The organism is Nocardia sp. NBC_00416 (genome assembly GCF_036032445.1).
In the GTDB taxonomy this organism is placed as follows: Bacteria; Actinomycetota; Actinomycetes; order Mycobacteriales; family Mycobacteriaceae; genus Nocardia.
This window is the reverse complement of sequence record NZ_CP107932.1, coordinates 1,194,427-1,215,742: the sequence shown is the minus strand read 5'-3', so window position 1 is coordinate 1,215,742 and position 21,316 is coordinate 1,194,427. Positions and strand designations below refer to the sequence as shown.

Sequence of the window (21,316 nt, the reverse complement as noted above, 5' to 3'; positions counted from 1 at the left end):
CCGGACAACGAGGGTCGGCCGTACCCGCCGACCGACCAGGGAGTACCGAAATGAGCGCGACCGACCGCGATGTTGCCACCGACCTGGGCACGCTGCGGGTCCGGGTCGCCGGAACCGGGCCGGCCATGCTCCTGTGGCCGAGCCTGCTCATGGACCACACGCTCTGGGACGCGCAGGTCGCTCATTTCGCACCGCGATACACCACCATCGCGGTCGACCCGCCCGGCCACGGCGCGAGCGCGCGGCTCGACCGGATGTTCACCTTCGACGAATGCGCCCGATGCCTGCTCCAGATCCTCGACGCGGTCGGCGCCGAGCGCGCGCATATCGTCGGCAACTCCTGGGGCGCGATGATCGGCGCGACCTTCAGTGCGCTCTACCCGGAGCGAGTACTGACCAGCATTCTGATGAACGGCACCGCCTCGCCGGCCCGAATGCGACAGCGCCTCGAATACAGCGCCCTACTCGTCCTCGCTCGTATGCGCGGCGGGTTCCAGCCACCTCTCACTCGCCCCGCCCTCACCGCGTTCCTCGGGCCCACGTCGCTGGCGACCCGGCCGGACGTGGTCGAGCACACGCTACGGACGGTGCGCGCCAACGACGTCGGTTCGGTGGCGCCCGCGGTACGCAGCGTCGTCGTGCACCGGCCCGACCAACGCGGCCTCCTCGCACAGATCAGGACCCCCACATTGGTCATCGGTGGCCGCGAGGACGCGACCTTCCCGCCCGCCGAGGTCGAGGATATGGCGCGTGCCATCCCGGCGGCGCGGCTGATGTTCGTGGAGGATGCCGCGCATCTGGTCGCCCTCGAAGTGCCCGGCCGCGTGAACACGCTGATGGACGACTTTCTGCGGCAGCATGAGCCATCCCGCTGACCGGCCTGCCGACCGGCCCTCCGCCTCGGGTGATCCGTTCCCTGCGCGCGTGCGCAACACAGGTTCGCCGGGAAGCAACCGGCGGGCCGGTACGACGACTCGCGTCCGGATTACCCACCCGCAGGTCGGCCCGTATTTCGAGGTGAGCACCGCTGCTGCCGAGACTGCCGCATCGGGCGGTGGGCCGCGAGCGGGACCCCGGGCACGATGGACTCCTCGCGAGAGCACTTCGACGGATAATGATTCGGCTGAGAGATCATGATGCGTGTGTACGGGAGTTTCTGGCACTGCTTCGAATACACGCCCCTGTTTCCCGGGCCGTGCGGAATTGCGCTGGACGTACCGGCGATCGGGGCGTCGCGAGTCTTCTTCGAGTGCATGCTGGTGCGCGTAGTCGTGGAATCCGGGGACCGGTCTCCGGATTCCGAGGTATTGCACAAGATCAGGCGGGTGGGCGCCGCGCACGGTTCGTCGTACTTCATCGTCCACGGCGTTCCGGGGCACGCGCGAGGAACCGATCGGGGCACGGCGGTGCACGGATCCCGGGATGTCCTGGAACATGTGGCCGATACTCTCGATATCGTGTCGGAATTGACCGAGCGCTTGGAGGAGTACGGCGAGCGAGTGCATCTGATGCCGTTCGGCTGGACGCTGCACTACGGTATTCGCGAGGGTGCGGGACCAGTTGTTCCGTTGCGGAAGGATCATGTTCCGGAGCGCCCGGTCGCGGCCCCGGGATTATCAATAGCGCAACTGTGAGTTTCTTGATTGCTGATTCCGGACGACTTCCGGCTGCACGAACGGCGGAGCCGCCCGGCTCGGGTCGCTGAGAGCACGGCGTACCCGTGCCGGGACGGCGCGCCCGGTCACATCTCGGCGTATCGGGCACACGCGAAATCGTAGAGACCGTAGGTGGCGATACCGAGGCCTGCGGCGACCAGGAGGACCGGGCCGTACGGTTGCGCGCCCAGCGTTTTCAGGGCGGCGTCGAGACCACCGGCTTTGCCGGGGTCGGACTGGTTCACCGCGACGATCACCAGAACGCCGACGCCCGCGATGGCGAGCCCCTTGCTGGTGTACCCGACAGTTCCGATCCGGCGCAGCAGGGAGTTGTGGGTGCGCAGTTCTTCGACGAATTTGCGCGTGACGCCCTTGTACAGGTGATAGCCGCCCACGGCGACGAGGACGAGCCCGGCGACGACGAGGACGATCGTGCCCCCGGTACTCTGCATCAGTCGCGCCGACAGCCCGGCGCTCTGACCGCTGCTCGACCTACCGCTGCCACGGGCGAAGCCGAACGCGGTGATCGCATAGCCGAAATAGACGAGCGCGACCGCGAACGCCTTGGCCCGGTGTAACACTGCCGACGCGCTCCCCTGCGCGCCGCCGGGAGAGTTCTTCCCCAGCACTGCCTCCGCGAGCCGCCAGAGTGCCATGAACGCGAAGGCCGCCACGCCGCCGCCCAGCACGAGGACACCACCGGGTTCGGCCGCCAGCTCGCCCATCGCACCGGACTGGTCGGTGGCGCCACCACCCCCCGATGCGATACGCACTGCCAGATATCCGATCAGCACGTGCACGACCCCGGCCATCACGAAGCCGGTGCGGGCGAGACGCTCGAATACGCGATTGCGCCCGAGCCGGTTCGCGACCGAGGCCGGCCTGGCTGTGGAAATCTCGAACATCGGTTCTCTCCTCGCACGGAAACGGACCACCGGGCAGCACAGACCCGCCACGCGCAGGCCCCGGGCTGGACGAAAACCGCCCTGACCTGGAACCAACTGTCGTGGCCGGTGATTCGGCCACCCCCGCCTCCTTCATGATCGAACGGAATGTTCAGCACATACCCGGCGACAGGCCCCCGAAACGACACCGGGCCGGCCACGAGGGCCGGCCCGGTTCGGTCGAGACGGATCAGGCGAGATCGAACCGATCGTTGTCGACGACCTTGACCCACGCGGCGACGAAGTCGTTCACGAACCGCGCCGCGCCGTCGCGCTGCGCATACACCTCCGCTACCGCACGCAACACCGAATGCGAACCGAAGACGAGATCATTGGCGGTGGCCGTCCAGGTGGCCCGACCGGAGCTCCGGTCGAAACCTTGGTAGACGTTCTCCACCGACTCCGCGGCCTTCCACTCCGTGTTCTGATTGAGCAGGTTGACGAAGAAGTCGTTGGTCAATGCGCCGGGCCGGTCGGTGAAGACCCCGTGCGCGGTACCGCCGTGGTTGGCGCCGAGGGCACGCAGGCCGCCGATCAGCGCCGTCAGCTCCGGAGCCGTGACGTCGAGCATGTACGCCCGATCCAGCAGCAGACGCTCCAGCGGCGCCTTCTCCCCGGCCCGCACATAGTTGCGGAATCCGTCGGCGCGCGGTTCGAGCACCGCGAACGACTCCACGTCGGTGTTCTCCTGCGATGCGTCCGTGCGACCGGGCGCGAACGGCACCGTGACGTTGTGGCCCGCATCCGCGGCCGCCTTCTCGACCGCCGCGGATCCGGCGAGGACGATCAGGTCGGCCAGGGAAACCCGCTTGCCGCCGGGGGCCGAGCTGTTGAACTCCTGCTGGATCCGCTCGAGAACGGGCAGTACCTCGGCCAGTTCGGCCGGTTCGTTGACCTCCCAGTTCCGCTGCGGGTCGAGCCGGATCCGGGCGCCGTTGGCGCCGCCGCGCTTATCGGTGCTGCGGAAGCTGGCCGCCGCCGCCCACGCGGTCTTGACCAGGCGCGGAATCGACAGACCCGAGTCCAGGACCGTCCTCTTCAGCGCCGTGATGTCCTGCGCGTCGATGAGTGGGTGGTCGACCGCGGGGACCGGATCCTGCCACAGCTGCGGTTCGGCGACCCACGGACCGAGATAGCGGCTGATCGGTCCCATATCGCGATGCAGCAGCTTGTACCACGCCCTCGCGAACGCCTCGGACAGTTCCTCGGGGTGATCCAGCCAGCGGCGCGTGATCTCCCGGTAGATCGGATCCTCGCGCAGGGACAGATCCGTGGTCAGCATGGTGGGGGTCCGGGCCGGACCGCCGAACGGGTCCGGGATGTCGCCCGCGCCCGCGCCGTCCTTCGGCTTCCACTGCCACGCCCCGGCGGGGCTCTTGGTGAGCTCCCATTCGTAGCCGTACAGGTTCTGCAGGAAACCGTTGCCCCACTTGGTCGGCGTCGCGGTCCAGACGACCTCCAAACCGCTGGTGATGGCGTCCCCACCCTTGCCCGTACCGTAGGCGCTCTTCCAGCCCAGGCCTTGCTGCTCGATCGGGGCGCCCTCGGGCTCGGCGCCGACCAGATCGGGATCGCCGGCGCCGTGGGTCTTTCCGAAGCTGTGGCCGCCGACGATCAATGCGGCCGTCTCCTCGTCGTTCATCGCCATGCGGCCGAAGGTCTCCCGGATATCGCGCGCCGCGGCCACCGGATCCGGTTGCCCGCCGGGGCCTTCCGGGTTCACATAGATCAGGCCCATCTGTACGGCGCCGAGCGGGCCGGCCAGTTCCCGATCGCCGCTGTAACGCTCATCGCCGAGCCAGGCGTCCTCCGGGCCCCAGAACACTTCTTCCGTTTCCCAGATATCGGGGCGTCCGAAACCGAAGCCGAAGGTCCGGAAGCCCATCGATTCCAGGGCCACATTCCCGGCGAACACCAGCAGATCGGCCCACGAGATCGTGTTGCCGTACTTCTGCTTGACCGGCCACAGCAACCGCCGGGCCTTGTCCAGGTTCGCGTTGTCGGGCCAGCTGTTGAGCGGCGCGAACCGCTGGGCGCCCTGACCGCCCCCACCCCGACCGTCGGCGATCCGGTAGGTGCCGGCCGCGTGCCAGCTCATCCTGATGAACAGGCCACCGTAGTTCCCGTAGTCCGCCGGCCACCAATCCTGCGAATCGGTCAGAACCGCCGCGACATCGGCTTTGAGGGCGTCGACGTCGAGTTTCGCGAATTCCGCGGCGTAGTCGAAGTCCGCGCCGAGCGGGTTGGCCTTCGATGTGTGGGCGTGCAGGACCGAGACATCGATCTGCTCGGGCCACCAGTCCTTGTTGGAGCGGGGGCGATGGTCGGTCTCCGGGGTCGGGGCCGGGATCGCCGGGTTCTCACTCTCGCTCGCGCTTCGCGTTCCGGTGTCAGGAGCGGGTTGACGACTATCTGATGACACGACGTTCCTTCCTGAATTCGTGGGCAGAGATCGTGGAGATCAATCGGCGTGCGCGGCCGCGCACGCGGGGCACACGCCCCAGTAGATGACCTCGGCCTCGTCGATCGAGTAACCGTGGTCATCGGACGCGGTCAGGCACGGGGACTCGCCGACGGCGCAATCGACATCGGCGATCGAACCGCACGCCCGGCAAACGACATGGTGGTGATTGTCGCCGACCCGGGCCTCGTAACGGGCCACGGAACCGGACGGCTGAATACAGCGGAGCAGTCCGGCGGCGGTGAGCGTGCGCAACGAGTCGTAGACGGCCTGGTGCGATACCGCCGAGAGACGGGACCGCACTACGCGGATGATCGAATCCGTATCGGCATGCGGGTGATCGTGCACCGCGCTCAGCACCGCGACACGCGGCGCCGTCACGCGCAGTGAAACTCCCCGCAGCATCTGCTGGAATTCCATGGCCGTCTGCACAGGGCAAGTCTCGTCCGTTTTCTGGAACGAGTCAAACATATGCCGTGGTGCGGCCGCGCTCGAGATATCGGCGGCCCGAAGCCGGTGACCTCAGTGGATGTGTTCTCGCCAATCGCTCGGCACCCGATCTCGCGGGCCCGGCACCGTCTGAGCCTCCGGATGATGCTGCGGCGCAGCGAGTTCCGGACCGTCGGCGATCATCTCGCCGGTACGGAAATTCCAGAACCACGCCTCGCCCGGCTCGAAACTCCGGATGAACGGGTGCCCGGTATCCGCGAAGTGTCCGCTCGCGTGCTGCGCGGGTGAGGAATCACAGCATCCGATATGCCCGCACTGGGCGCAGCGGCGCAGGTGAACCCACCAGCCCTGCGCCTGTTCGCACTCCACACAACCCGGACCGCTGGGCGCGACGGCGGGGTCGATGCCCTCGATGGCCTGTGACATCACGTACCTCCGGAAAATCGGGACCGAACGGATGGCTGGGGACGCGACGGGCGACCACACCGACCGGACATTACCGCGAACCCCCGGGGCCGATCGGCCGCGAATCGCCCGCCGTCGTGTCGGGCGGCGCCGGGCCGGCGCGAACCCGGCCTCACTGCTGTGCCTTCTCCACGACCCAGGCCGCTATCTGCGCGCGCGAGGTGAATCCGAGTTTGGTCAGAATATGCTCGACATGACTCTGGGCGGTGCGCTGGGAGATCACCAGTTTCGCGGCGATCTGCTTGTTGCTGAGCCCGCGCGCCACCAAATCGGCGACCTGACGCTCACGTTTGGTCAACTTCGGTACCGCGCCGGATCCGGCGGCCCCTTCTTCGGCCTCTTCACCGAGTGCGTAGGCGACGGCGGTGTCCATGTTCATCGCCTGCCCCCGCTGGTACGCGGTGTCGAATCGGCGGTCTCCCAGGCTCGCGCGCACCCGGTCCTCGCATTCCTTGTGAAAGCGCGCCAAATTGTGGAAGACGGTCGTCATCTGGGCCCCCGCGGGCCACTGACCCCACGCCGCGCCCATGAGCACCGCCGCGCGTTCGGCGCCCCCGGGGATATCGACGGTCCAGGCCAGGGCCTCGAGACAGAACACGGTGATCACCGTGCTGCCCAACCCTTGGTTGACCCGCAACGCCTCGGCGAGGAACCGCTGGGCGCGATCCCGGTCGCCCTGTCGCCACGCGGCGACGCCCAGCCCGCGCAGAGCCGCCGCGCGATGGAGCACCTCTCCACTCGGCTCGGTGACCGAGAGCACGTCGCGGTAGTACTCACTCGCGCGGTCCGAGTCACCGTCCAGTTCGTGGGCCCAGCCGAGGAGGGTCAGCGCACTCATCCTGAGTTGACTCACCCGCTCCGAATCGGTCAGCTCGACAACTCGTTCGAACCAGCGGAACGCACTCTCGGATTCGCCGCGGGACAATACGAGCAGCCCCTCGGAGTAGGCGAGCTGCGCCCGGGTAAGCACCGGTAGATCGGGTCCGGCGCGGGCCCGGGCTTCCGCGAGATGGGTCGTCGCCGCGTGGAACTCACCGTGCGAGGACGCCAACTTGGCCGCCGCGCAGAGCGCTTCGATACGAGCCACCGCCGACCCGGCCCCGGGCCGGGCCAGGACACGCTCCAGCCAGGAACGCCCCTCTCCGTACATACCGCGAAAGTTCCAGAACTCGTACAGGCCGGCGGCGGTCCGCAACCCGGCGTCGACCGCGACCTCGGTGTCCTCGGCCAGACAGTACTCGAGCGCGTCCCGCAGATTGGGTTGTTCGCGGGCGATCCGGGCGATCCACGCGGGCTGCTGGTCGCTGATCCAGCCGTTCGCCGCGTCCTGGCACATCCGTTGATACCACTGCTGGTGGCGGCGGCGCATCTCCCCGTACCGGCCGCCTTCCTGTAGCTCCCGCCGGCCGTAGTCACGCAGTGTCTCCAGCATCCGGAAGCGCACGCCGGTACCGAATTCCTCGCTGACCAGAATGGACTTGTCCACCAGCGACGAGACCACATCCAGCAGGCTGCGCGGCGCCGGATCGATATCGCAGACACCCTCCACCGCGTCCAGTTCACAGCTCGCGGCGAACACCGACAGCTGTGCCCACAGCTGCTGTTCGGCCGGCATGCACAGGTCGTAACTCCAGTCCATGCACAATCGCAGGGTCTGCTGCCGCATCGGGGCGGTCCGGCGGGACCGGGTGAGCAGCGGATTGCCGATATCCATCCGCGCCAAGATCTGCTGCGGCGACATGGTGCGCATTCGCGCGGCCGCCAGTTCGATCGCGAGAGGTAAACCGTCCAGCCTGGCACAGATCCGAGCCACCGCGCCCTTGTTGTCGTCGTCGAGTTCGAATCCCGGTACCGCCGCCGCGGCCCGCTCGGCGAACAGGGTCACCGCGTCGAAGCGGGGCAACCCCAGCAGCGTGGGCTCACGGCCCGGATCGGGCACGGTCAGCGGCGCCAGCCGCAGCACGGCCTCCCCAGGGATGTTCAGTGGCTCCCGGCTGGTGACGAGAATGCGCAGACCCGGACACGCTTGCAGCAACGCCTCGTCCAGTTCGGCGACGGCTGCCACCAGCTGCTCGCAGTTGTCCAGCACCAGCAGGATCTCCCGCGGACACAGGAACTCCACCAGCACGTCGAACAGCGGCCGGGAAGATTCGTCGCGCACGCCCACCGTGGCCGCCACGATATCGATCAATATCGCGCGCTCGGACACATCGGTCAGATCGATCAACCACACACCGTCCGCGAAATCCCGCTTCACCTGCGTCGCGGCCCGCAACGCCAGTCGCGTTTTCCCGACGCCGCCGATCCCGGCCACCGTCACCAGCCGGGAGGTGGACAGCAGGTTCTTCACCTCCGCCGCCTCACTCCGCCGATCCACCAGACTGGTCAGCTCGAGGGGCAGGTTTCCGGTGCGGTCCCCGCCGACCGGCCGCCGTTGCGGCGGCCTCCGCGGTTTCTCCACCGGGGTATCGGTATCCGAACCGTTCTGCAACGCCATATCCCCGACCGGATACCCGTGCCGCTGCTGCACCTGCCGGATCTCTTCCCCGAGGGCCGAGGCGGAGGGACGCCGGCCGCTGTCGCGGTTCATCGCCGATTCCACCAGTGCCGATATATCGGTCGCGACCCCTTGGTCCCGCAGGTCAGGGGGCGGCTGGGTGGCTATCCGCAGGAACTGGGTCACCATCTTCTCGCCACTGCGACGCTCGAACGCGGCGTGCCCGGTGAGCGCGCAGAACATCGTCGCGCCCAGTCCGTACACATCGGCGCCGGGAGTCGGCGGTTCGCCCTCCAGCACCTCGGGCGCGGTGAACGCCGGAGATCCGGTGACCGTGCCGGCCGCCGTCTGGAAACCGCCCGCGATATGCGCGATGCCGAAATCGGTCAACGCGGGCTCGCCGTAGTCGGTGAGCAATATGTTCCCCGGTTTCACATCGCGGTGCACGACGTCGAGCCGGTGCGCGCTCTCCAGCGCACCGGCGATCTTCACCCCGATCTGCAGGACGTCCTCGGCGGGCAGCGGCCCGTGCCGCCGGATCCACCCCTCCAGCGAGCCCAGCGGATAGTACGGCGTCACGAGGTAGGGGCGACCGGCGTCGGTGACCCCCTCGGCGAGGACGGTGACGATATTGGGGTGCCCGGTCAGCCGGCCCATCGCCTGCTGCTCCCGGACGAACCTGGCCCGATTGTCCGGGTCGGAGTCGGTGGTCAGCACCTTCACCGCCACCGTCCGGTCCAGCGACTCCTGCGTACAGCGATAGACGACGCCGAACCCGCCCCTACCGATCTCCGCGGCATCCTCGAACCCCGCCGCGTCCAGCCCCGTCCCGACCGACTCCGATTCCGTCGCGACGGAAGAGTCCGGCTCGCGACGGGTTCGCAGGGGATCGTCGCCGGTCATCGGTCGAATGCGATCCACCGAGTATGTCCGAGGGCACCCGGCAACATGGGCTCACCTTTCGCCACCACCAACTCTATCGCCGGGCAACCCCGGCGGCGAGAGGTCGGGTGCGCTCAGGGCTGAACCGGGTCCACCGCGAAAACCGGGAACCGGTCTTCGCGCGGCGGCGCGCGGAACTGCACCCGTACCGGTAGGGGCGAGGATCCTGGCAACTCCCCCTCGATGGTCGTGTACATCCAGGGCCCCTCGTCGAGTTCGACGATGGCGATGGTCGACACCACCGCCTCGGCGCAGGCCTTCGCGGCGCGGCGCAGTTTCCGCCAGCACACGATCGACCCGTGGCCGGTGGCCGGCAGCCGATCGAATTCGTCGGACCGGCAGGACGAGCACTTGCTCACCGGTGGGGCGAACAGCCTCGTACAGCTCGCGCACCGGCGCAATATCAGCGCGTTCTCCGCGCATTCCGAATAATCTCCGACGCTGATTCCGATGTCCACTGGGTTCCACTCGTACATCTGCAAGCCTCGATCTCCTGGTCGACGCGATCGATATCCAGCGTCGCCCGGCTGCCGTCGCGGCGCCTCGGCCGAACGGCCCGGGATATACCTATTTCTGCCCCGACCCCCGGTCGCATGTGGTTTTTTTCGGATTGATCCCGGTGCCCGACGAACGCGACGCGAGCCCTACAGCGGTAGAACTCGCGGCCCGCGAACCCGGGGTCGCGGGCGGCCACGACGCGCCCGGCCACGGTTGACCGGTCAACCCCAGGCCTCCGATCGAGCGCCCTCGTCCCCCATCACCCGGTGCCGATCATGTGCCCCGCTATCGGATGGCTCCTGCCCGGCGAGTTCGCTACGCCGCCGCTGCCGGAATTCGCGCGGTGTCTCGCCCCGTGCTTCTTTGAACGCGGTGGAGAACCACGACGAGTTGAAACCGCACCGCGCCGCCAGCTCACCGATCGGCACCGCCGTATGGGCGGGATCCTCGAGGAGCGCGCACGCGGCGCGCAACGCTTCTTCGCGGCGCAGGTCGCGGAAGGTGATCCCGCTCCGATGCAGCATGGACCGCACCTGCCGAGGCGACCAGCCCAGCGCGGCGGCCACGGCCGGCAACCGGACGTCGCGGTGACCGGTATTGCTACGCACGTAGCGCCGCACCTGTTCGGTCACCTCGGCATGCTGATTATGTTGCGGGCTCGCGTCACCGACGGACAACATGCACAGCAGTTCCCCGATACGCTGGCAGACCGCGCCGAACTCGTGTGCGGACAGCGTCCCCTGCTCGGCATGCGTACTACGAATGAGTGTCCGGGTTATCCGGCCCAGACCCGAGGTGAGGTCCAACTCCGCGGCGTGGGTCCCGAACGGTCCTATCCGGCTGTCGATTTCATCGCGGGGAAGCTGGAACGCGTAGGCGGACGAGTGCGGGATGTGCAGGTGGCACACCGTATCGAGAATGGTGACGGCGCCCTGGCCCGGAGCGGCGCTGGTGACGCTGTCCTGATACCGGACCGTGTAGGTCCCGTGGTCGGGGACCACCACCCAGTAGAAGTCGTCGCCGGCGACCCTGCGGATGAGCGGACGGGTGCGGCACGAAGTCCGCGCCCCCCGCTGATCCCAGCGCAGCAACCGGTAATCGGCGCTCTCCTGCACCGACATCGTCGCGCTCCACCGTTCGGAATCACGGTAGTCGTGATCCATGGGCACGAAGCTGTCGGCGATCGTGGTCCACGACGACGAATTTCGCGCGGTCACGTTATAGAACTTCACTGGGTCCGTCCCACGGGTTCGAGCCGGCAGTACCGGCCGGCCGGTCGGCCGCGCTCACCGCGACCCTGTCCCACCGAGGGAGACCGGGATCGACAGCGGACCGATGGTGAAGAAGGAGGGTGTGTAGGGAATCTCGTTCGGGTCGATATCGAGTGCGAGGTCCGGCAGCCGCCGATACAGCGACGCCAGCGCCAGACGGCCCTCCAGCCGAGCGAGCCCGGCACCGATGCAGTAACGAGGTCCGTGGCCGAATCCCAGATGCCCGGCCTGTTGTTTGCGGGTGATATCGAACTGGTTCGCAGTCTCGCCGTATTCCGCCGGGTCTATACCGCACGCCTGGTAGACCACGCCCACAGCATTGCCTTTCGGGATGTCCACCCCCGCGATGTTCACATCGGTCAGCGTAAACCTCCAACTGGTCATCATCACCGAATGGCGATATCGCACGGTCTCCTCGACGACATCGGCCCACAGATGACCGGTTTTGGCCAGTCGGAGCTGGTCGGGATGTCGGGACAGCGCGAGTATCGCATAACCCAGCATATGAACGGTGGTCTCGTGACCGGCGACCAGCATGATCCACAGCACGGCCACCAGCTCGTCGGTGGTGAGCTGGTCGTCCCGGTCACGGGCCTGCACCAGACCCGAAGTGAGGTCCTCCCCCGGCTCGCGCCCTTTTCGTTCGACCAGGTCGTGCAGGTATGCCTGGAGCCCGCTCTGCGCCGCGAAGGCCTGCTCGGGAGAAGTGTTGTGCGCCAAGAGGGTCGCCGTCCAGTGGCGCAGCCGGCTCCGATCCTGTTCGGGTACGCCGAACAGTTCGCAGATCACCGCCATCGGCACCGCTTCGGTGAAGGTGGGCACCAGATCGACCCCGTCACCGGCGGCGACCACCTCGTCGAGCAGGCCGTCGATGATCTGCTGGATACGCGGTTCCAGCGCCTGCACCCGGCTGGGCGTGAACGCCTTGCTGATCAGGCCGCGCAGCCGTCGATGGTCGCCGCCGTCCTTGGTCGACAGGTGCTCGCCCTGCACCACCGCGCGCAACGGCCAGTCCCGGGCGATCGTGCCGTCGTGCAATGCGGGCCAGTGCCGCGGATCCCGGGCGAACGTGGTGTTGTCGCCGGCCAGGATCGCGCGGACGGCGTCATAGGTCAGTGCGAGGTAGCCCGGCACTCCCCCGGGGAATTCCACCTGGACGACAGGCGCGGTGTCCCGGAGCCGGATGCACGTATCGAGCGGATTCTCGTTCACGGCGGGAAAAGTGGGCAGTGTGATCGACACGAACGTTCCTTTCGACTCGCCCGGCCGTCACCGGACGTTCGCCGAGGAGTATCGCGCCGCTGGGCCGCCGCCGGAGGTCGCGCAACCGGACTGTGCCCCGAACCAGAAGACAGCGGTCGAAAACCCGAAATCGGTGGCCGCCGGGGCGACCCGACGGTATTCGTCCCGGAGTCCAGAGATCCCGAAACGTTCGATACGCCAGGGGCACTCGGCCGCGCCCCGAGCACGCCGTGGCGCAGCGGGCGGTCCCGCGTTCGCCACACCCGCGGCGCGGGTGTTCTGTCCGCTCAGGCACTCGCGCGGGTGACGATGCGATAGCCGACATCCACCGAAGTGTTCGCTATCGGGGCGCCGGACAGCCGGGCCAGCAGGAGATCCGCGGCCCTGGTGCCGATCTCCTCGATATCGACGCTGACCGTGGTCAGTGCCGGGTTGATATGGCGTGCCATCTCGAAATCACCGAAACCGGTGATGGCCAGCCGATCCGGGACGGTGATACCGCGGCGCTGGGCGGCGAGCACCGCGGCGGCGGCGAAGACGTCCGTCGCGAACATGATCGCCGTGGCCTCGGGAAAACGCTCGAGCGCGGCGTCGAGCAGCGCGACCCCGGTGTCCATGGAGATGTCCCGGTCCGGTAGATCCACGATCCGGACCGGCTCGCCGGGTAGCAGCGCCCGGACCGTCGCGGCGAATCCGTCGCGACGCCGGATCGCCCGCGCGTCACCGGAACTGAGAGTGCCGGCGAAGACGATCTCGCGGTGTCCGCGGGATACGAGATCGCGGACCAGGTCACCGGTGGCGGACTCGTTGGAGAAGCCGACCAGCGTATCCACGGGATCGTCTATCCAGTCCCAGGTTTCGACGATCGGCGCCCCGTAGGCGCGCAGCAGCCGCAGCGTCTCCGGGGTGTGCAGGGTGCCGACGAGGAAGAAGCCGTCCGGGCGGCGCTGAATGAAGCCCCGGATCAGGTCTTCCTCGCGTTCGGGGCGGTAGTCGGTGTAGCCGACGATCAACTGGTAGCCCGCGGGCGTCAGGCGGGTGGCCGCGGCGCGGAGCGTATCGGAGAAGACCGACGTGGAGATGACCGGCAGGATCGCGGCGATCGTCCGACTGCGGTTGGACGCCAGGCTGCTCGCGGCCAGATTGGGCAGGTAGCCGGTCTCCTCGATGGCGCGCTGGACGCGTTGCCGCGTGGCCTCGGAGACCTGCTCGGGAAAACTCAGCGCCCGGGAGACCGTTTGCGCCGACACTCCGGCCGCGCGACCGACATCCTGCATGGTGACCGATCTGGTGGACGACTTGGCGCGCACTCGCCGCCGCCCGTCCGTTCCGGCCACGCCGCCTCCCGACACTCTGTCCCTCGCGTTGTGCGGAGCGTACCCGCTCCGGACCCGCCCGGCCGCATCGCGGCGGCTGCGGCCGGGTCGATTCCAGGCGGGTCAGAAAATTTCCGGACGCCATTGCGTTAGCGCTAACGTGAGCGCTAACATTCGTGGCGCAGGACACAGCGGACCACGCATACGGTGGTTCCGGAGGCAGGAGAAGCGAGATGAACGTGTTGGAAGGGATCCGCGTACTGGATCTGTCGATCGCCATGGCCGGGCCGTTCGCCGCGCAGAAACTGGCTGATCTCGGGGCCGATGTGATCAAAGTGGAGCCCGTGACCGGCGAATGGCAACGCCACGTCTCGGCCGGCGGCGCCCGCGGCAACGCGGTGAACGCGTCGTTTCTCTCACTCAACCGTAATAAGCGTTCGCTATCGATGAACCTGAAGGACCCGGAAGGGCGCGCGCTGCTCCACGATCTGGTGCGGGGCGCCGACGTGTTCCTCCAGAACTACCGTCCCGGCGTCGCGGACCGCCTCGGCGTGGACTACACGACCCTGCGCGAACTCAAACCCGACCTCGTGTACGTTTCGATGTCCGGCTACGGAAGCACCGGACCGTACGCCGACCGGCCCGGGCAGGATGTCCTGCTCCAGGCGATGAGCGGCGCGCTGGCCAGCGCGCGGCGACACGGCGAAGCGCCTCGTCCGGCTCCGTTCTTCCTGGCGGACGCCATCACCGCCTACTCGGCCTTCGAAGGAGCCATGGCGGCGCTCTTCCATCGCGAGCGCACCGGCGAAGGGCAGTTGGTGGAGGTGAACATGCTGGATTCGATCATCGCCGCGCAGATGCAGGAGATCAGCGTCGCGACCGTCGGCGGTGTCCGGCAGGAACCGACCGATCAGATCCACGCGCACTCCTACATCCGCGCGCCCTACGGGATCTTTCCCACCTCCGACAGCCACCTCGCGCTCTCGTTCGCGGAGATGGACGCGCTGGCCGAGGTGTTCGGCGACGACCGGTTCCTGGCCTACGACGCCGAGCGGGACGGATTCACCCACCGTGACGAGATCTCCGCACTGGTCACCGAGAACCTGGCGGCGAACACCACGGCGCATTGGCTCGACGAGCTGGCCGCCGCGGGCGTCTGGGTCGGCCCGGTGTACGACTACACCCAACTCCGCGACGATCCGCAGGTGCGGCACAACGGATCGTTCGTCGAATACCAGCATCCCACCGAGGGCACCGTCGTGACCCCCGGCTTCACGTTCCGCCTGAGCGCACAGGACCAGGAGGTCTACCGGCCGGCACCGCTCAACGGCCAGCACACCCAAGAGGTCCTGCTGGAGCTCGGCCTGACCATCGATCGGATCGCGGAACTGGAGTCGTCGGGCACCGTGCATCGCCACCGCCGACCGGCCCTGTCCCAGCTTTCCTGACCGCGGACGCATCGTCGAAAGAATTCTCATGAGCACAACCGCACCACCAGTCCAGCAGGCCCGGCGCGCCGCAGCGGCCGCCGCCGTCGGCAGCCTCGTCGAGTGGTACGACTTCGCGTTGTACGGCGCGGCCGCGGCACTCGTCTTCAACTCCTATTTCTTCGTCGACAGCAGCCCCACCACCGGCTTGCTGGCGTCCTTCGCCACCTTCGCGGTCGGGTACTTCGCGCGACCGTTCGGCGGTGTGGTGTTCGGGCATCTCGGCGACAAGATAGGCCGCAAACCGGTCATGGTCGTCACGCTCGGGATCATGGGCGTCTCGACCGCGCTCATCGGGTTGCTGCCCAGCTACCAGTCAGTGGGCATCCTCGCGCCGGCGCTGCTGGTACTGCTGAGGGTCGTCCAGGGCCTCGGTGCCGGCGCGGAGTACGCGGGCGCGATCGTGCTGTCGTCGGAGGCGGCGCCCGTCGGCCACCGCGGTTTCTATGCCTCGTGGTCGGGCGCGGGCGTCTGGGTGGGCTCGGCGCTGGGACTGGGCACCTTCCAATTCGCGTTATGGGCGACCGGCGACAACTTCGAACAATGGGGTTGGCGCATTCCGTTCCTGCTCAGCCTCGTAATGCTGGGGATCAGCCTCTACATCCGACGCCAGGTCGCCGAGACCGCAAGCTTCGAGCAGGCGAAGAGCGACGATACGAAAATTCCGCTGTTCGAACTGTTCCGGACGGCCAAGGGCCGGCTCGCGCTGAGCCTGGGATCGAACTTCATGCTCTCCGGTTTCTCCTATATTCCGCAGGTCTGGGCGCTGAGCTATCTGACCAACGACATCGGTCTCGCGGCCATGGCCGGACTCGGTATCAACGCGGTGGTGCTGGCCGCGGGCGCGGCGTTCATGCCGGTGTTCGGGAGGCTGGGCGACCGCGTCGGCCGGCGCAGGTTGTTCATGTTCGGCGCCGGTTTCGGAGTCCTCTGGGCGTTCCCGATGTTCGCCCTCATCGACACCCGTGTCCCCGCCCTGATCATCCTCGCGCTGGTCGTCTGCTTCGTCGGCGCGGTGGCCACCTGCTACGCGGCCCAGGCCGCGTTCCTGGCCGAGATGTTCCCGCCCGCCATGCGGTATTCGGGCGTCGCGTTCGCCCGCGAGGTGAGTGGCGCACTGCTGGGCGGCACCACCCCGCTGATCGCCACAGCCCTGTTCGCCGGCTTCGGACACTGGTGGCCGGTCGCGGTGTGGATGGTGGTCATGGCCACCGTCGCGTTCGTATCGGTGTATCTGTCCAAGCACTATCGCAGCGACGCCGACCAGGGCAGCGACGACCACTTCAACCATCTGACCGATCGGCCGAGCGACGCCGTCCCCACCGGAGCGCACTGATGACGACACCAGCGACCCCCACCTTCGAAGACCGTTACTTCGAGGACTACACGATCGGTGAGACCGGTACCGGCGGAACCCGTGTCATCGACGCCGCCGATATCTCGTTGTTCGCCCACCTCACCGGCGACCACCACCCGGCGCATACCGATTCCGGTTACGCGACGCCGAAATTCGGCAGTGTGATCGCGCACGGCGTACTCACCTTCGGTGTGGTCGTCGGTCTCACCGTCGAGTACAACGGCCGCGCGGTCGCCTACGGCTACGACCGGATCCGTTTCCCGCGCCCGGTCGTCCCCGGGGACACGGTGCGCGCGACGTCGGAGGTCGTCGACCTCGCCGACCACCGAACCCCGGCCATCGGACTCGTCACCAAGCAGTACACAGCGGTCAACCAGCACGGCGACACCGTCCTTGTCTGCAAGCACGTGCTCGCTGTCGACCGCCGGACACAACGCAAGGAGCCGAACCTGTGAACGACACCATGGACTCGACCGTCGAAAACGTCCTGGCCGCCGCTCATCATGCCCGCCGGGCGGCCCGGCGCGGTACGGCGACAGAGCGGGCGACCTGGCTGCGCGCAATCGCCGACGGGCTCGACGCCGGAGCCGGCGAACTCGCCGATATCGCCCACCGGGAAACGGCCCTGCCGCTGCCCCGGCTACGCGGCGAACTCGTCCGGACCGCCTTTCAGGCAAGGCTGTTCGCCGACCGGCTGGAGAGGGGCACGCTGTTCGAGGTGCGCGTCGATCCCGCCGACCCGGAGTGGCCGATGGGACCGCGGCCCGATATCCGGCGCACTCATGTCCCGATCGGTCCGGTGCTCGTGTTCGCGGCCAGTAATTTCCCGTTCGCCTTCTCCGTGGCCGGCGGCGATACCATCAGCGCTCTCGCCGCGGGCTGCCCGGTGGTCGTCAAGGCGCACGAAGGCCACCCGGAGCTGGCGCGGGCGACGGCACGGATCGTCACCGAAGGGCTGCGCGGTGCGGGAGCGCCCGCCGGAATGTTCGGCCTCGTCGAAGGACACGATGCCGGCGTCACCGCGGTGCAGGACCGACGGATCCGGGCGGTCGGTTTCACCGGCTCCGAAGCGGGTGGACGGGCCCTGTTCGATCTGGCCGTATCCCGGCCGGACCCTATCCCGTTCTACGGCGAACTCGGTAGCACGAACCCGGTCCTGGTGACCGAGGCCGGATGGGCGGCGCGCGCGGACGAGATCGTCGCCGGGTTCACCGAATCCTGCACGCTCGGGTCGGGTCAGTTCTGCACTCAACCCGGTGTCGTACTGGTACCCGATCTGGCCGGATTCCTGGAGCGGCTCACGTTGCCCGCCGTCGGGCCGATGCTCAACCAGCGAATCGAGGACGGGTACACCGCGGCATCCGAAGCGGTGACGAGTCATCAGGACGTCGAGATCGCGAAGACCGGTCCGTCGGCGCCGGGTGCGCCCAGCGCCCGGATACTCACCACCAGCGCCCATGCGGCGCTCTCCGATCCGGCGATCATCACCACCGAGATCTTCGGACCCGCTTCGGTGGTGGTCGAGTACCGCGGCGCGGAACAGGCGCTGGCCGTACTCGAACTCTTCGAGGGGACCCTCACCGCCACCGTCCAGGGCGCCGCGGACAACGACGCTCAGGTCGCCGACGCGCTCGACGTCCTGAGCGAGCGCGCGGGCCGGATCATCTGGAACCAATGGCCCACCGGAGTAACGGTCAGCGACGCACAGCAGCACGGCGGCCCGTGGCCGGCCACCACCGCGCCGACCTCCACCTCCGTCGGAACGGCCGCCGCCCTGCGCTTCGCGCGCCCGGTCGCCTACCAGAACCTGCCCGCGGCAGTCCTTCCCGAGGAGTTGCGCCGATGACGGCCTGGTCGGGTGTGACCTGGGACCATCCACGCGGTTACCAGGCGCTGCGGGCCGCGACCCGGCACCCGGACGCGCCGGTATGCGATATCGACTGGGATATCCAGCCACTGGAAGGGTTCGAATCGGCGCCGATCGCCACGACCGCCCAGCGCTACGACCTCATCGTCCTCGATCATCCACATATCGGCGAAGCCCTCGAGTCCGGCGCGCTGCAACCGCTCGACCAGCTCTTCTCCGCAGCGGAGTTGGCGAGCTGGTGCGCCGACAGCGTCGGCCCGTCGGCGCGGTCCTATGAGATGTCCGGCCATATCTGGGCCTTACCGCTCGACGCGGCGACCCAGGTATCGGTCCGCCGCGACCCCGGTGTCCCGCTCCCGGACACCTGGGATCAGGCCGTCGAATTGGCCGGCGAGGTCACCGCGGCGGTGCCGACCTCCGGACCGCACCTTTTCCTCACCCTCTGCGGTATCGCGGTGGCCCACGGCGCTTCTCCGGGCGCGGACGTATTTCTCAGCGAGTCCGAGGTCGGCGAAGCGCTCGAGGTACTCCGCCGCTTCGTACCGGAACGACCCGCCCGCGACGACAATCCGATCGCCTTGCTGGAGCGGATGTCCGGCGGCGCAGGACCGGACTACTGCCCCCATGTGTACGGCTACGTCAACTACACGCGCGGACCCCGCCCGCTCCGATTCGGTGACGCGCCGCGCGGACGCGGCGGTCGCCGCGGATCGGTACTCGGCGGTACGGGCATCGCCTTCAGCGCCAGGCGGACACCGGACGATACCGTGCTCGACCATGTGCGGTGGCTCATGTCGGCGCGGACCCAGTGCGGGTTCCTCCCCGACGAGCAAGGGCAGCCCGGGTCTCGCACTGCCTGGGAGAGCGACGCCGTCAACGGCGATACCCGCGACTTCTACCGCGCGACCCGCGCGACCATCGACGACGCCTGGATTCGGCCCCGGCACGCGGGCGCCGTCGCCTTCCAGACCGCCGGCGCCGAGGCAGTGCGCGCCTGCCTGTTCGACCACCACAACATCCGCCGGCTCGCCCGCGAGGTGAACGAGAGCTTCGAGATCAGCTCACGGTGTGCCGCGACGCCGAGGAACGAATCATGACCATCTCCTGGCCGCCCACCACCGCCGATCTACTACCGGACGATCACGAACGGGCCGTTCTGGTCGGTCGGGTGATGCGCGCCGAGGGACCCAGTGTCGTCACCGTCCGCGACGGGCGGCTGGTGGATATCACGGCCCGGGTCGCGACGATACGCGACCTGGCCGAACAGACCGATCCCGCCGAGTTCGTCCGCGGCTGCCCGGGTGCGGACATCGGCTCGGTGTCGGAGATCCTCGCCCGTACACCGCCGGAATTCCGGCGGCCCGGTACTCCGCGCCTGCTGAGCCCGATCGACTTGCAGCCTGTCAAGGCGGCGGGCGTCACCTTCGCGGTCTCCCTGGCAGAACGAGTCATCGAGGAACGTTGCGGGGGCGACGCGTCCCTGGCGGATCGGTTCCGCGAACAGATCGCCGAACGCGTAGGCACCGACCTGTCCGCGCTGCGGCCCGGCTCCGCGGAGACCGCCCGGCTCAAGGAAGCGCTGGTCGCCGAGGGCTGGTGGAGCCAGTACCTGGAGGTCGGACTCGGCCCGGATGCCGAGATCTTCACCAAATCCGCGCCGATGGGATCGGTCGGCACCGCCGTGGATATCGGCATACATCCCCGCTCCACCTGGAACAATCCCGAACCCGAAGTGGTCCTGCTGGTCTCCGCTTCGGCCCGGATCGTCGGCGCGTGCCTCGGCAACGATGTCAACCTGCGCGACTTCGAGGGCCGGTCGGCCCTACTGCTGACCGCCGCGAAGGACAACAACGCGTCCGCGGCCGTCGGACCGTTCATTCGTCTCTTCGACGACAGCTTCGACCTGGACACGGTGCGGAAGCTGACGGTGACACTCCGGGTGCAGGGCACCGACCGGTTCGCGTTGCGCGCGGAATCGTCGATGGCCGAGATCAGCCGGGATCCCGAAGAGCTGATCCGCCAGCTCATGGGACGCCACCACCAGTACCCGGACGGCGTCGTGCTGTTCCTCGGCACGATGTTCGCCCCCGTCGCCGACCGCGCGGAACCGGGCCAGGGCTTCACTCATCACATCGACGACCTGGTGTCCATCAGCACGCCGACCCTGGGCTCCCTCGTCAACCGGGTGCGGACCAGCGACGACTGCGAACCGTGGGAGTTCGGAACGGCGGATCTGTTCCGCAGCCTCGCCGCCCGCGGACTGCTCTAGCTCGGGCCGATGCCTACCGGCTCGTGCGGTCGAGACGGATCCGCGCCACCAGGCCGCGATGGTCGGCGCCGGGTAGACCCACCGTCTCCGCCGCGACCGCGCGGCCGCCGGCGACCAGTATGTGGTCGATGCCGACTACGGGCGGCCACCACCTGTCGGTGGGATAGGTGACCAGATGCCCGGCGCCGGACTGTTCGGCGGCGTCGCCGAAACGCCCCGACGCCAGCGCGCGGAATTGCGAATGATCGTAGGTCGCGTTGAAGTCGCCGCCGGCGATCACCGGACGGCCCTGCGGCGAGCGCTCGAGTATTTCCCGCAGCCGGGACAATTCGTCGGCCCAGACCGCCGCCCCATCGCGCTTCCTCGCCATCGGCCGCCGCCCGCGCCGGTGCGGCCCCGCGGCCGGCCGGTGTATCCCGGACGCTGTTCGATCTTCCCGTACCGGGACATAGCTGGGCCGCAGCGGATCCCGCGAAGCTCCGTGCGCGGCACCGGCTGCCGCGGCCGATGACCCGCCCGACGAAATTCTCACACGTTCGTACCGTTCGGTCGGGTGACACGGCCATCCGCGTAGACGACACTTAGAGGGTTTGGA

Annotated in this window: 18 protein-coding genes; 8 read left to right on the top strand and 10 right to left on the bottom strand. The window is 68.2% G+C overall.

Annotated elements, in window-relative coordinates; genetic code table 11:
* Positions 1 to 50 precede the first annotated feature (50 nt).
* Both OG804_RS05490 and OG804_RS05485 read left to right on the top strand, forming a co-directional pair.
* A complete protein-coding gene (locus OG804_RS05490) occupies positions 51 to 875 on the top strand; it encodes an alpha/beta fold hydrolase (protein WP_328394513.1) in 825 nt (274 codons plus the stop codon).
* A 258-nt stretch (positions 876 to 1,133) separates the two neighbouring features.
* On the top strand, positions 1,134 to 1,634 hold the full coding sequence (locus OG804_RS05485; protein ID WP_328394511.1) for a hypothetical protein: 501 nt from the start codon (positions 1,134 to 1,136) through the stop codon (positions 1,632 to 1,634).
* A 107-nt stretch (positions 1,635 to 1,741) separates the two neighbouring features.
* Here the strand turns inward: OG804_RS05485 and OG804_RS05480 are convergent, their stop codons facing one another.
* From OG804_RS05480 to OG804_RS05440, 9 genes are all read right to left on the bottom strand, one after another.
* Positions 1,742 to 2,560: a DUF1206 domain-containing protein gene (locus tag OG804_RS05480; protein WP_328394509.1), complete on the bottom strand. Its 819-nt coding sequence runs from the start codon at positions 2,558 to 2,560 to the stop codon at positions 1,742 to 1,744.
* Between the two features lie 229 nt (positions 2,561 to 2,789).
* Positions 2,790 to 5,021 (bottom strand): catalase/peroxidase HPI, encoded by a 2,232-nt coding sequence (gene katG / locus OG804_RS05475; protein WP_328394507.1) that lies wholly within the window; start codon positions 5,019 to 5,021, stop codon positions 2,790 to 2,792.
* 39 nt (positions 5,022 to 5,060) lie between these two features.
* Positions 5,061 to 5,465, bottom strand: a complete 405-nt coding sequence (locus tag OG804_RS05470) for a Fur family transcriptional regulator (protein WP_442941853.1) — start codon at positions 5,463 to 5,465, stop codon at positions 5,061 to 5,063.
* 117 nt (positions 5,466 to 5,582) lie between these two features.
* Complete coding sequence (locus tag OG804_RS05465) at positions 5,583 to 5,936, bottom strand: UBP-type zinc finger domain-containing protein (RefSeq protein ID WP_328394503.1); 354 nt, start codon at positions 5,934 to 5,936, stop codon at positions 5,583 to 5,585.
* Positions 5,937 to 6,087: 151 nt separating this feature from the next.
* On the bottom strand, positions 6,088 to 9,375 hold the full coding sequence (locus tag OG804_RS05460; RefSeq protein ID WP_328394502.1) for a protein kinase domain-containing protein: 3,288 nt from the start codon (positions 9,373 to 9,375) through the stop codon (positions 6,088 to 6,090).
* 113 nt (positions 9,376 to 9,488) lie between these two features.
* Positions 9,489 to 9,890, bottom strand: a complete 402-nt coding sequence (locus OG804_RS05455; protein ID WP_328394500.1) for a Zn-ribbon domain-containing OB-fold protein — start codon at positions 9,888 to 9,890, stop codon at positions 9,489 to 9,491.
* Between the two features lie 243 nt (positions 9,891 to 10,133).
* Positions 10,134 to 11,129, bottom strand: coding sequence for an AraC family transcriptional regulator (locus OG804_RS05450; protein ID WP_328394498.1), 996 nt, complete (start codon positions 11,127 to 11,129; stop codon positions 10,134 to 10,136).
* 69 nt (positions 11,130 to 11,198) lie between these two features.
* Positions 11,199 to 12,425: a cytochrome P450 family protein gene (locus OG804_RS05445; protein ID WP_328394496.1), complete on the bottom strand. Its 1,227-nt coding sequence runs from the start codon at positions 12,423 to 12,425 to the stop codon at positions 11,199 to 11,201.
* Between the two features lie 287 nt (positions 12,426 to 12,712).
* Positions 12,713 to 13,762: a LacI family DNA-binding transcriptional regulator gene (locus tag OG804_RS05440; protein ID WP_328394494.1), complete on the bottom strand. Its 1,050-nt coding sequence runs from the start codon at positions 13,760 to 13,762 to the stop codon at positions 12,713 to 12,715.
* 212 nt (positions 13,763 to 13,974) lie between these two features.
* On the opposite strand from OG804_RS05440, the gene OG804_RS05435 reads away from it, so the two are divergent.
* The 6 genes from OG804_RS05435 to OG804_RS05410 are packed head-to-tail and all read left to right on the top strand — an operon-like array spanning position 13,975 to position 20,721.
* Positions 13,975 to 15,189 (top strand): CaiB/BaiF CoA transferase family protein, encoded by a 1,215-nt coding sequence (locus tag OG804_RS05435; protein WP_328394492.1) that lies wholly within the window; start codon positions 13,975 to 13,977, stop codon positions 15,187 to 15,189.
* Positions 15,190 to 15,217: 28 nt separating this feature from the next.
* Positions 15,218 to 16,564, top strand: a complete 1,347-nt coding sequence (locus tag OG804_RS05430) for an MFS transporter (protein WP_328394490.1) — start codon at positions 15,218 to 15,220, stop codon at positions 16,562 to 16,564.
* Complete coding sequence (locus OG804_RS05425; RefSeq protein ID WP_328394488.1) at positions 16,564 to 17,040, top strand: MaoC family dehydratase; 477 nt, start codon at positions 16,564 to 16,566, stop codon at positions 17,038 to 17,040. The genes OG804_RS05430 and OG804_RS05425 overlap by 1 nt, the downstream gene beginning before the upstream one ends.
* Complete coding sequence (locus OG804_RS05420; RefSeq protein ID WP_328394486.1) at positions 17,037 to 18,431, top strand: aldehyde dehydrogenase (NADP(+)); 1,395 nt, start codon at positions 17,037 to 17,039, stop codon at positions 18,429 to 18,431. Before OG804_RS05425 ends, OG804_RS05420 begins: the two co-directional genes overlap by 4 nt.
* Complete coding sequence (locus OG804_RS05415; RefSeq protein ID WP_328394484.1) at positions 18,428 to 19,549, top strand: extracellular solute-binding protein; 1,122 nt, start codon at positions 18,428 to 18,430, stop codon at positions 19,547 to 19,549. Before OG804_RS05420 ends, OG804_RS05415 begins: the two co-directional genes overlap by 4 nt.
* Positions 19,546 to 20,721 carry a fumarylacetoacetate hydrolase family protein gene (locus tag OG804_RS05410; RefSeq protein WP_328394482.1) on the top strand — a complete coding sequence of 392 codons (1,176 nt, stop codon included), beginning with the start codon at positions 19,546 to 19,548 and terminating at the stop codon, positions 20,719 to 20,721. The genes OG804_RS05415 and OG804_RS05410 overlap by 4 nt, the downstream gene beginning before the upstream one ends.
* 13 nt (positions 20,722 to 20,734) lie before the next feature.
* Here OG804_RS05410 and OG804_RS05405 read toward each other — a convergent pair whose 3' ends face one another.
* Positions 20,735 to 21,091 (bottom strand): endonuclease/exonuclease/phosphatase family protein, encoded by a 357-nt coding sequence (locus OG804_RS05405; protein ID WP_328394480.1) that lies wholly within the window; start codon positions 21,089 to 21,091, stop codon positions 20,735 to 20,737.
* Positions 21,092 to 21,316 lie beyond the last annotated feature (225 nt).

Excerpts from the sequence above, each read along its gene's own strand:
- OG804_RS05490 (WP_328394513.1), top strand. The coding sequence starts at position 51 with ATGAGCGCGACCGACCGCGATGTTGCCACCGACCTGGGCACGCTGCGG.
- OG804_RS05485 (WP_328394511.1), top strand. The coding sequence starts at position 1,134 with ATGATGCGTGTGTACGGGAGTTTCTGGCACTGCTTCGAATACACGCCC.
- OG804_RS05480 (WP_328394509.1), bottom strand. The coding sequence starts at position 2,560 with ATGTTCGAGATTTCCACAGCCAGGCCGGCCTCGGTCGCGAACCGGCTC.
- OG804_RS05470 (WP_442941853.1), bottom strand. The coding sequence starts at position 5,465 with ATGCTGCGGGGAGTTTCACTGCGCGTGACGGCGCCGCGTGTCGCGGTG.
- OG804_RS05465 (WP_328394503.1), bottom strand. The coding sequence starts at position 5,936 with ATGTCACAGGCCATCGAGGGCATCGACCCCGCCGTCGCGCCCAGCGGT.
- OG804_RS05460 (WP_328394502.1), bottom strand. The coding sequence starts at position 9,375 with ATGACCGGCGACGATCCCCTGCGAACCCGTCGCGAGCCGGACTCTTCC.
- OG804_RS05455 (WP_328394500.1), bottom strand. The coding sequence starts at position 9,890 with ATGTACGAGTGGAACCCAGTGGACATCGGAATCAGCGTCGGAGATTAT.
- OG804_RS05435 (WP_328394492.1), top strand. The coding sequence starts at position 13,975 with ATGAACGTGTTGGAAGGGATCCGCGTACTGGATCTGTCGATCGCCATG.
- OG804_RS05430 (WP_328394490.1), top strand. The coding sequence starts at position 15,218 with ATGAGCACAACCGCACCACCAGTCCAGCAGGCCCGGCGCGCCGCAGCG.
- OG804_RS05425 (WP_328394488.1), top strand. The coding sequence starts at position 16,564 with ATGACGACACCAGCGACCCCCACCTTCGAAGACCGTTACTTCGAGGAC.
- OG804_RS05415 (WP_328394484.1), top strand. The coding sequence starts at position 18,428 with ATGACGGCCTGGTCGGGTGTGACCTGGGACCATCCACGCGGTTACCAG.
- OG804_RS05410 (WP_328394482.1), top strand. The coding sequence starts at position 19,546 with ATGACCATCTCCTGGCCGCCCACCACCGCCGATCTACTACCGGACGAT.
- OG804_RS05405 (WP_328394480.1), bottom strand. The coding sequence starts at position 21,091 with ATGGCGAGGAAGCGCGATGGGGCGGCGGTCTGGGCCGACGAATTGTCC.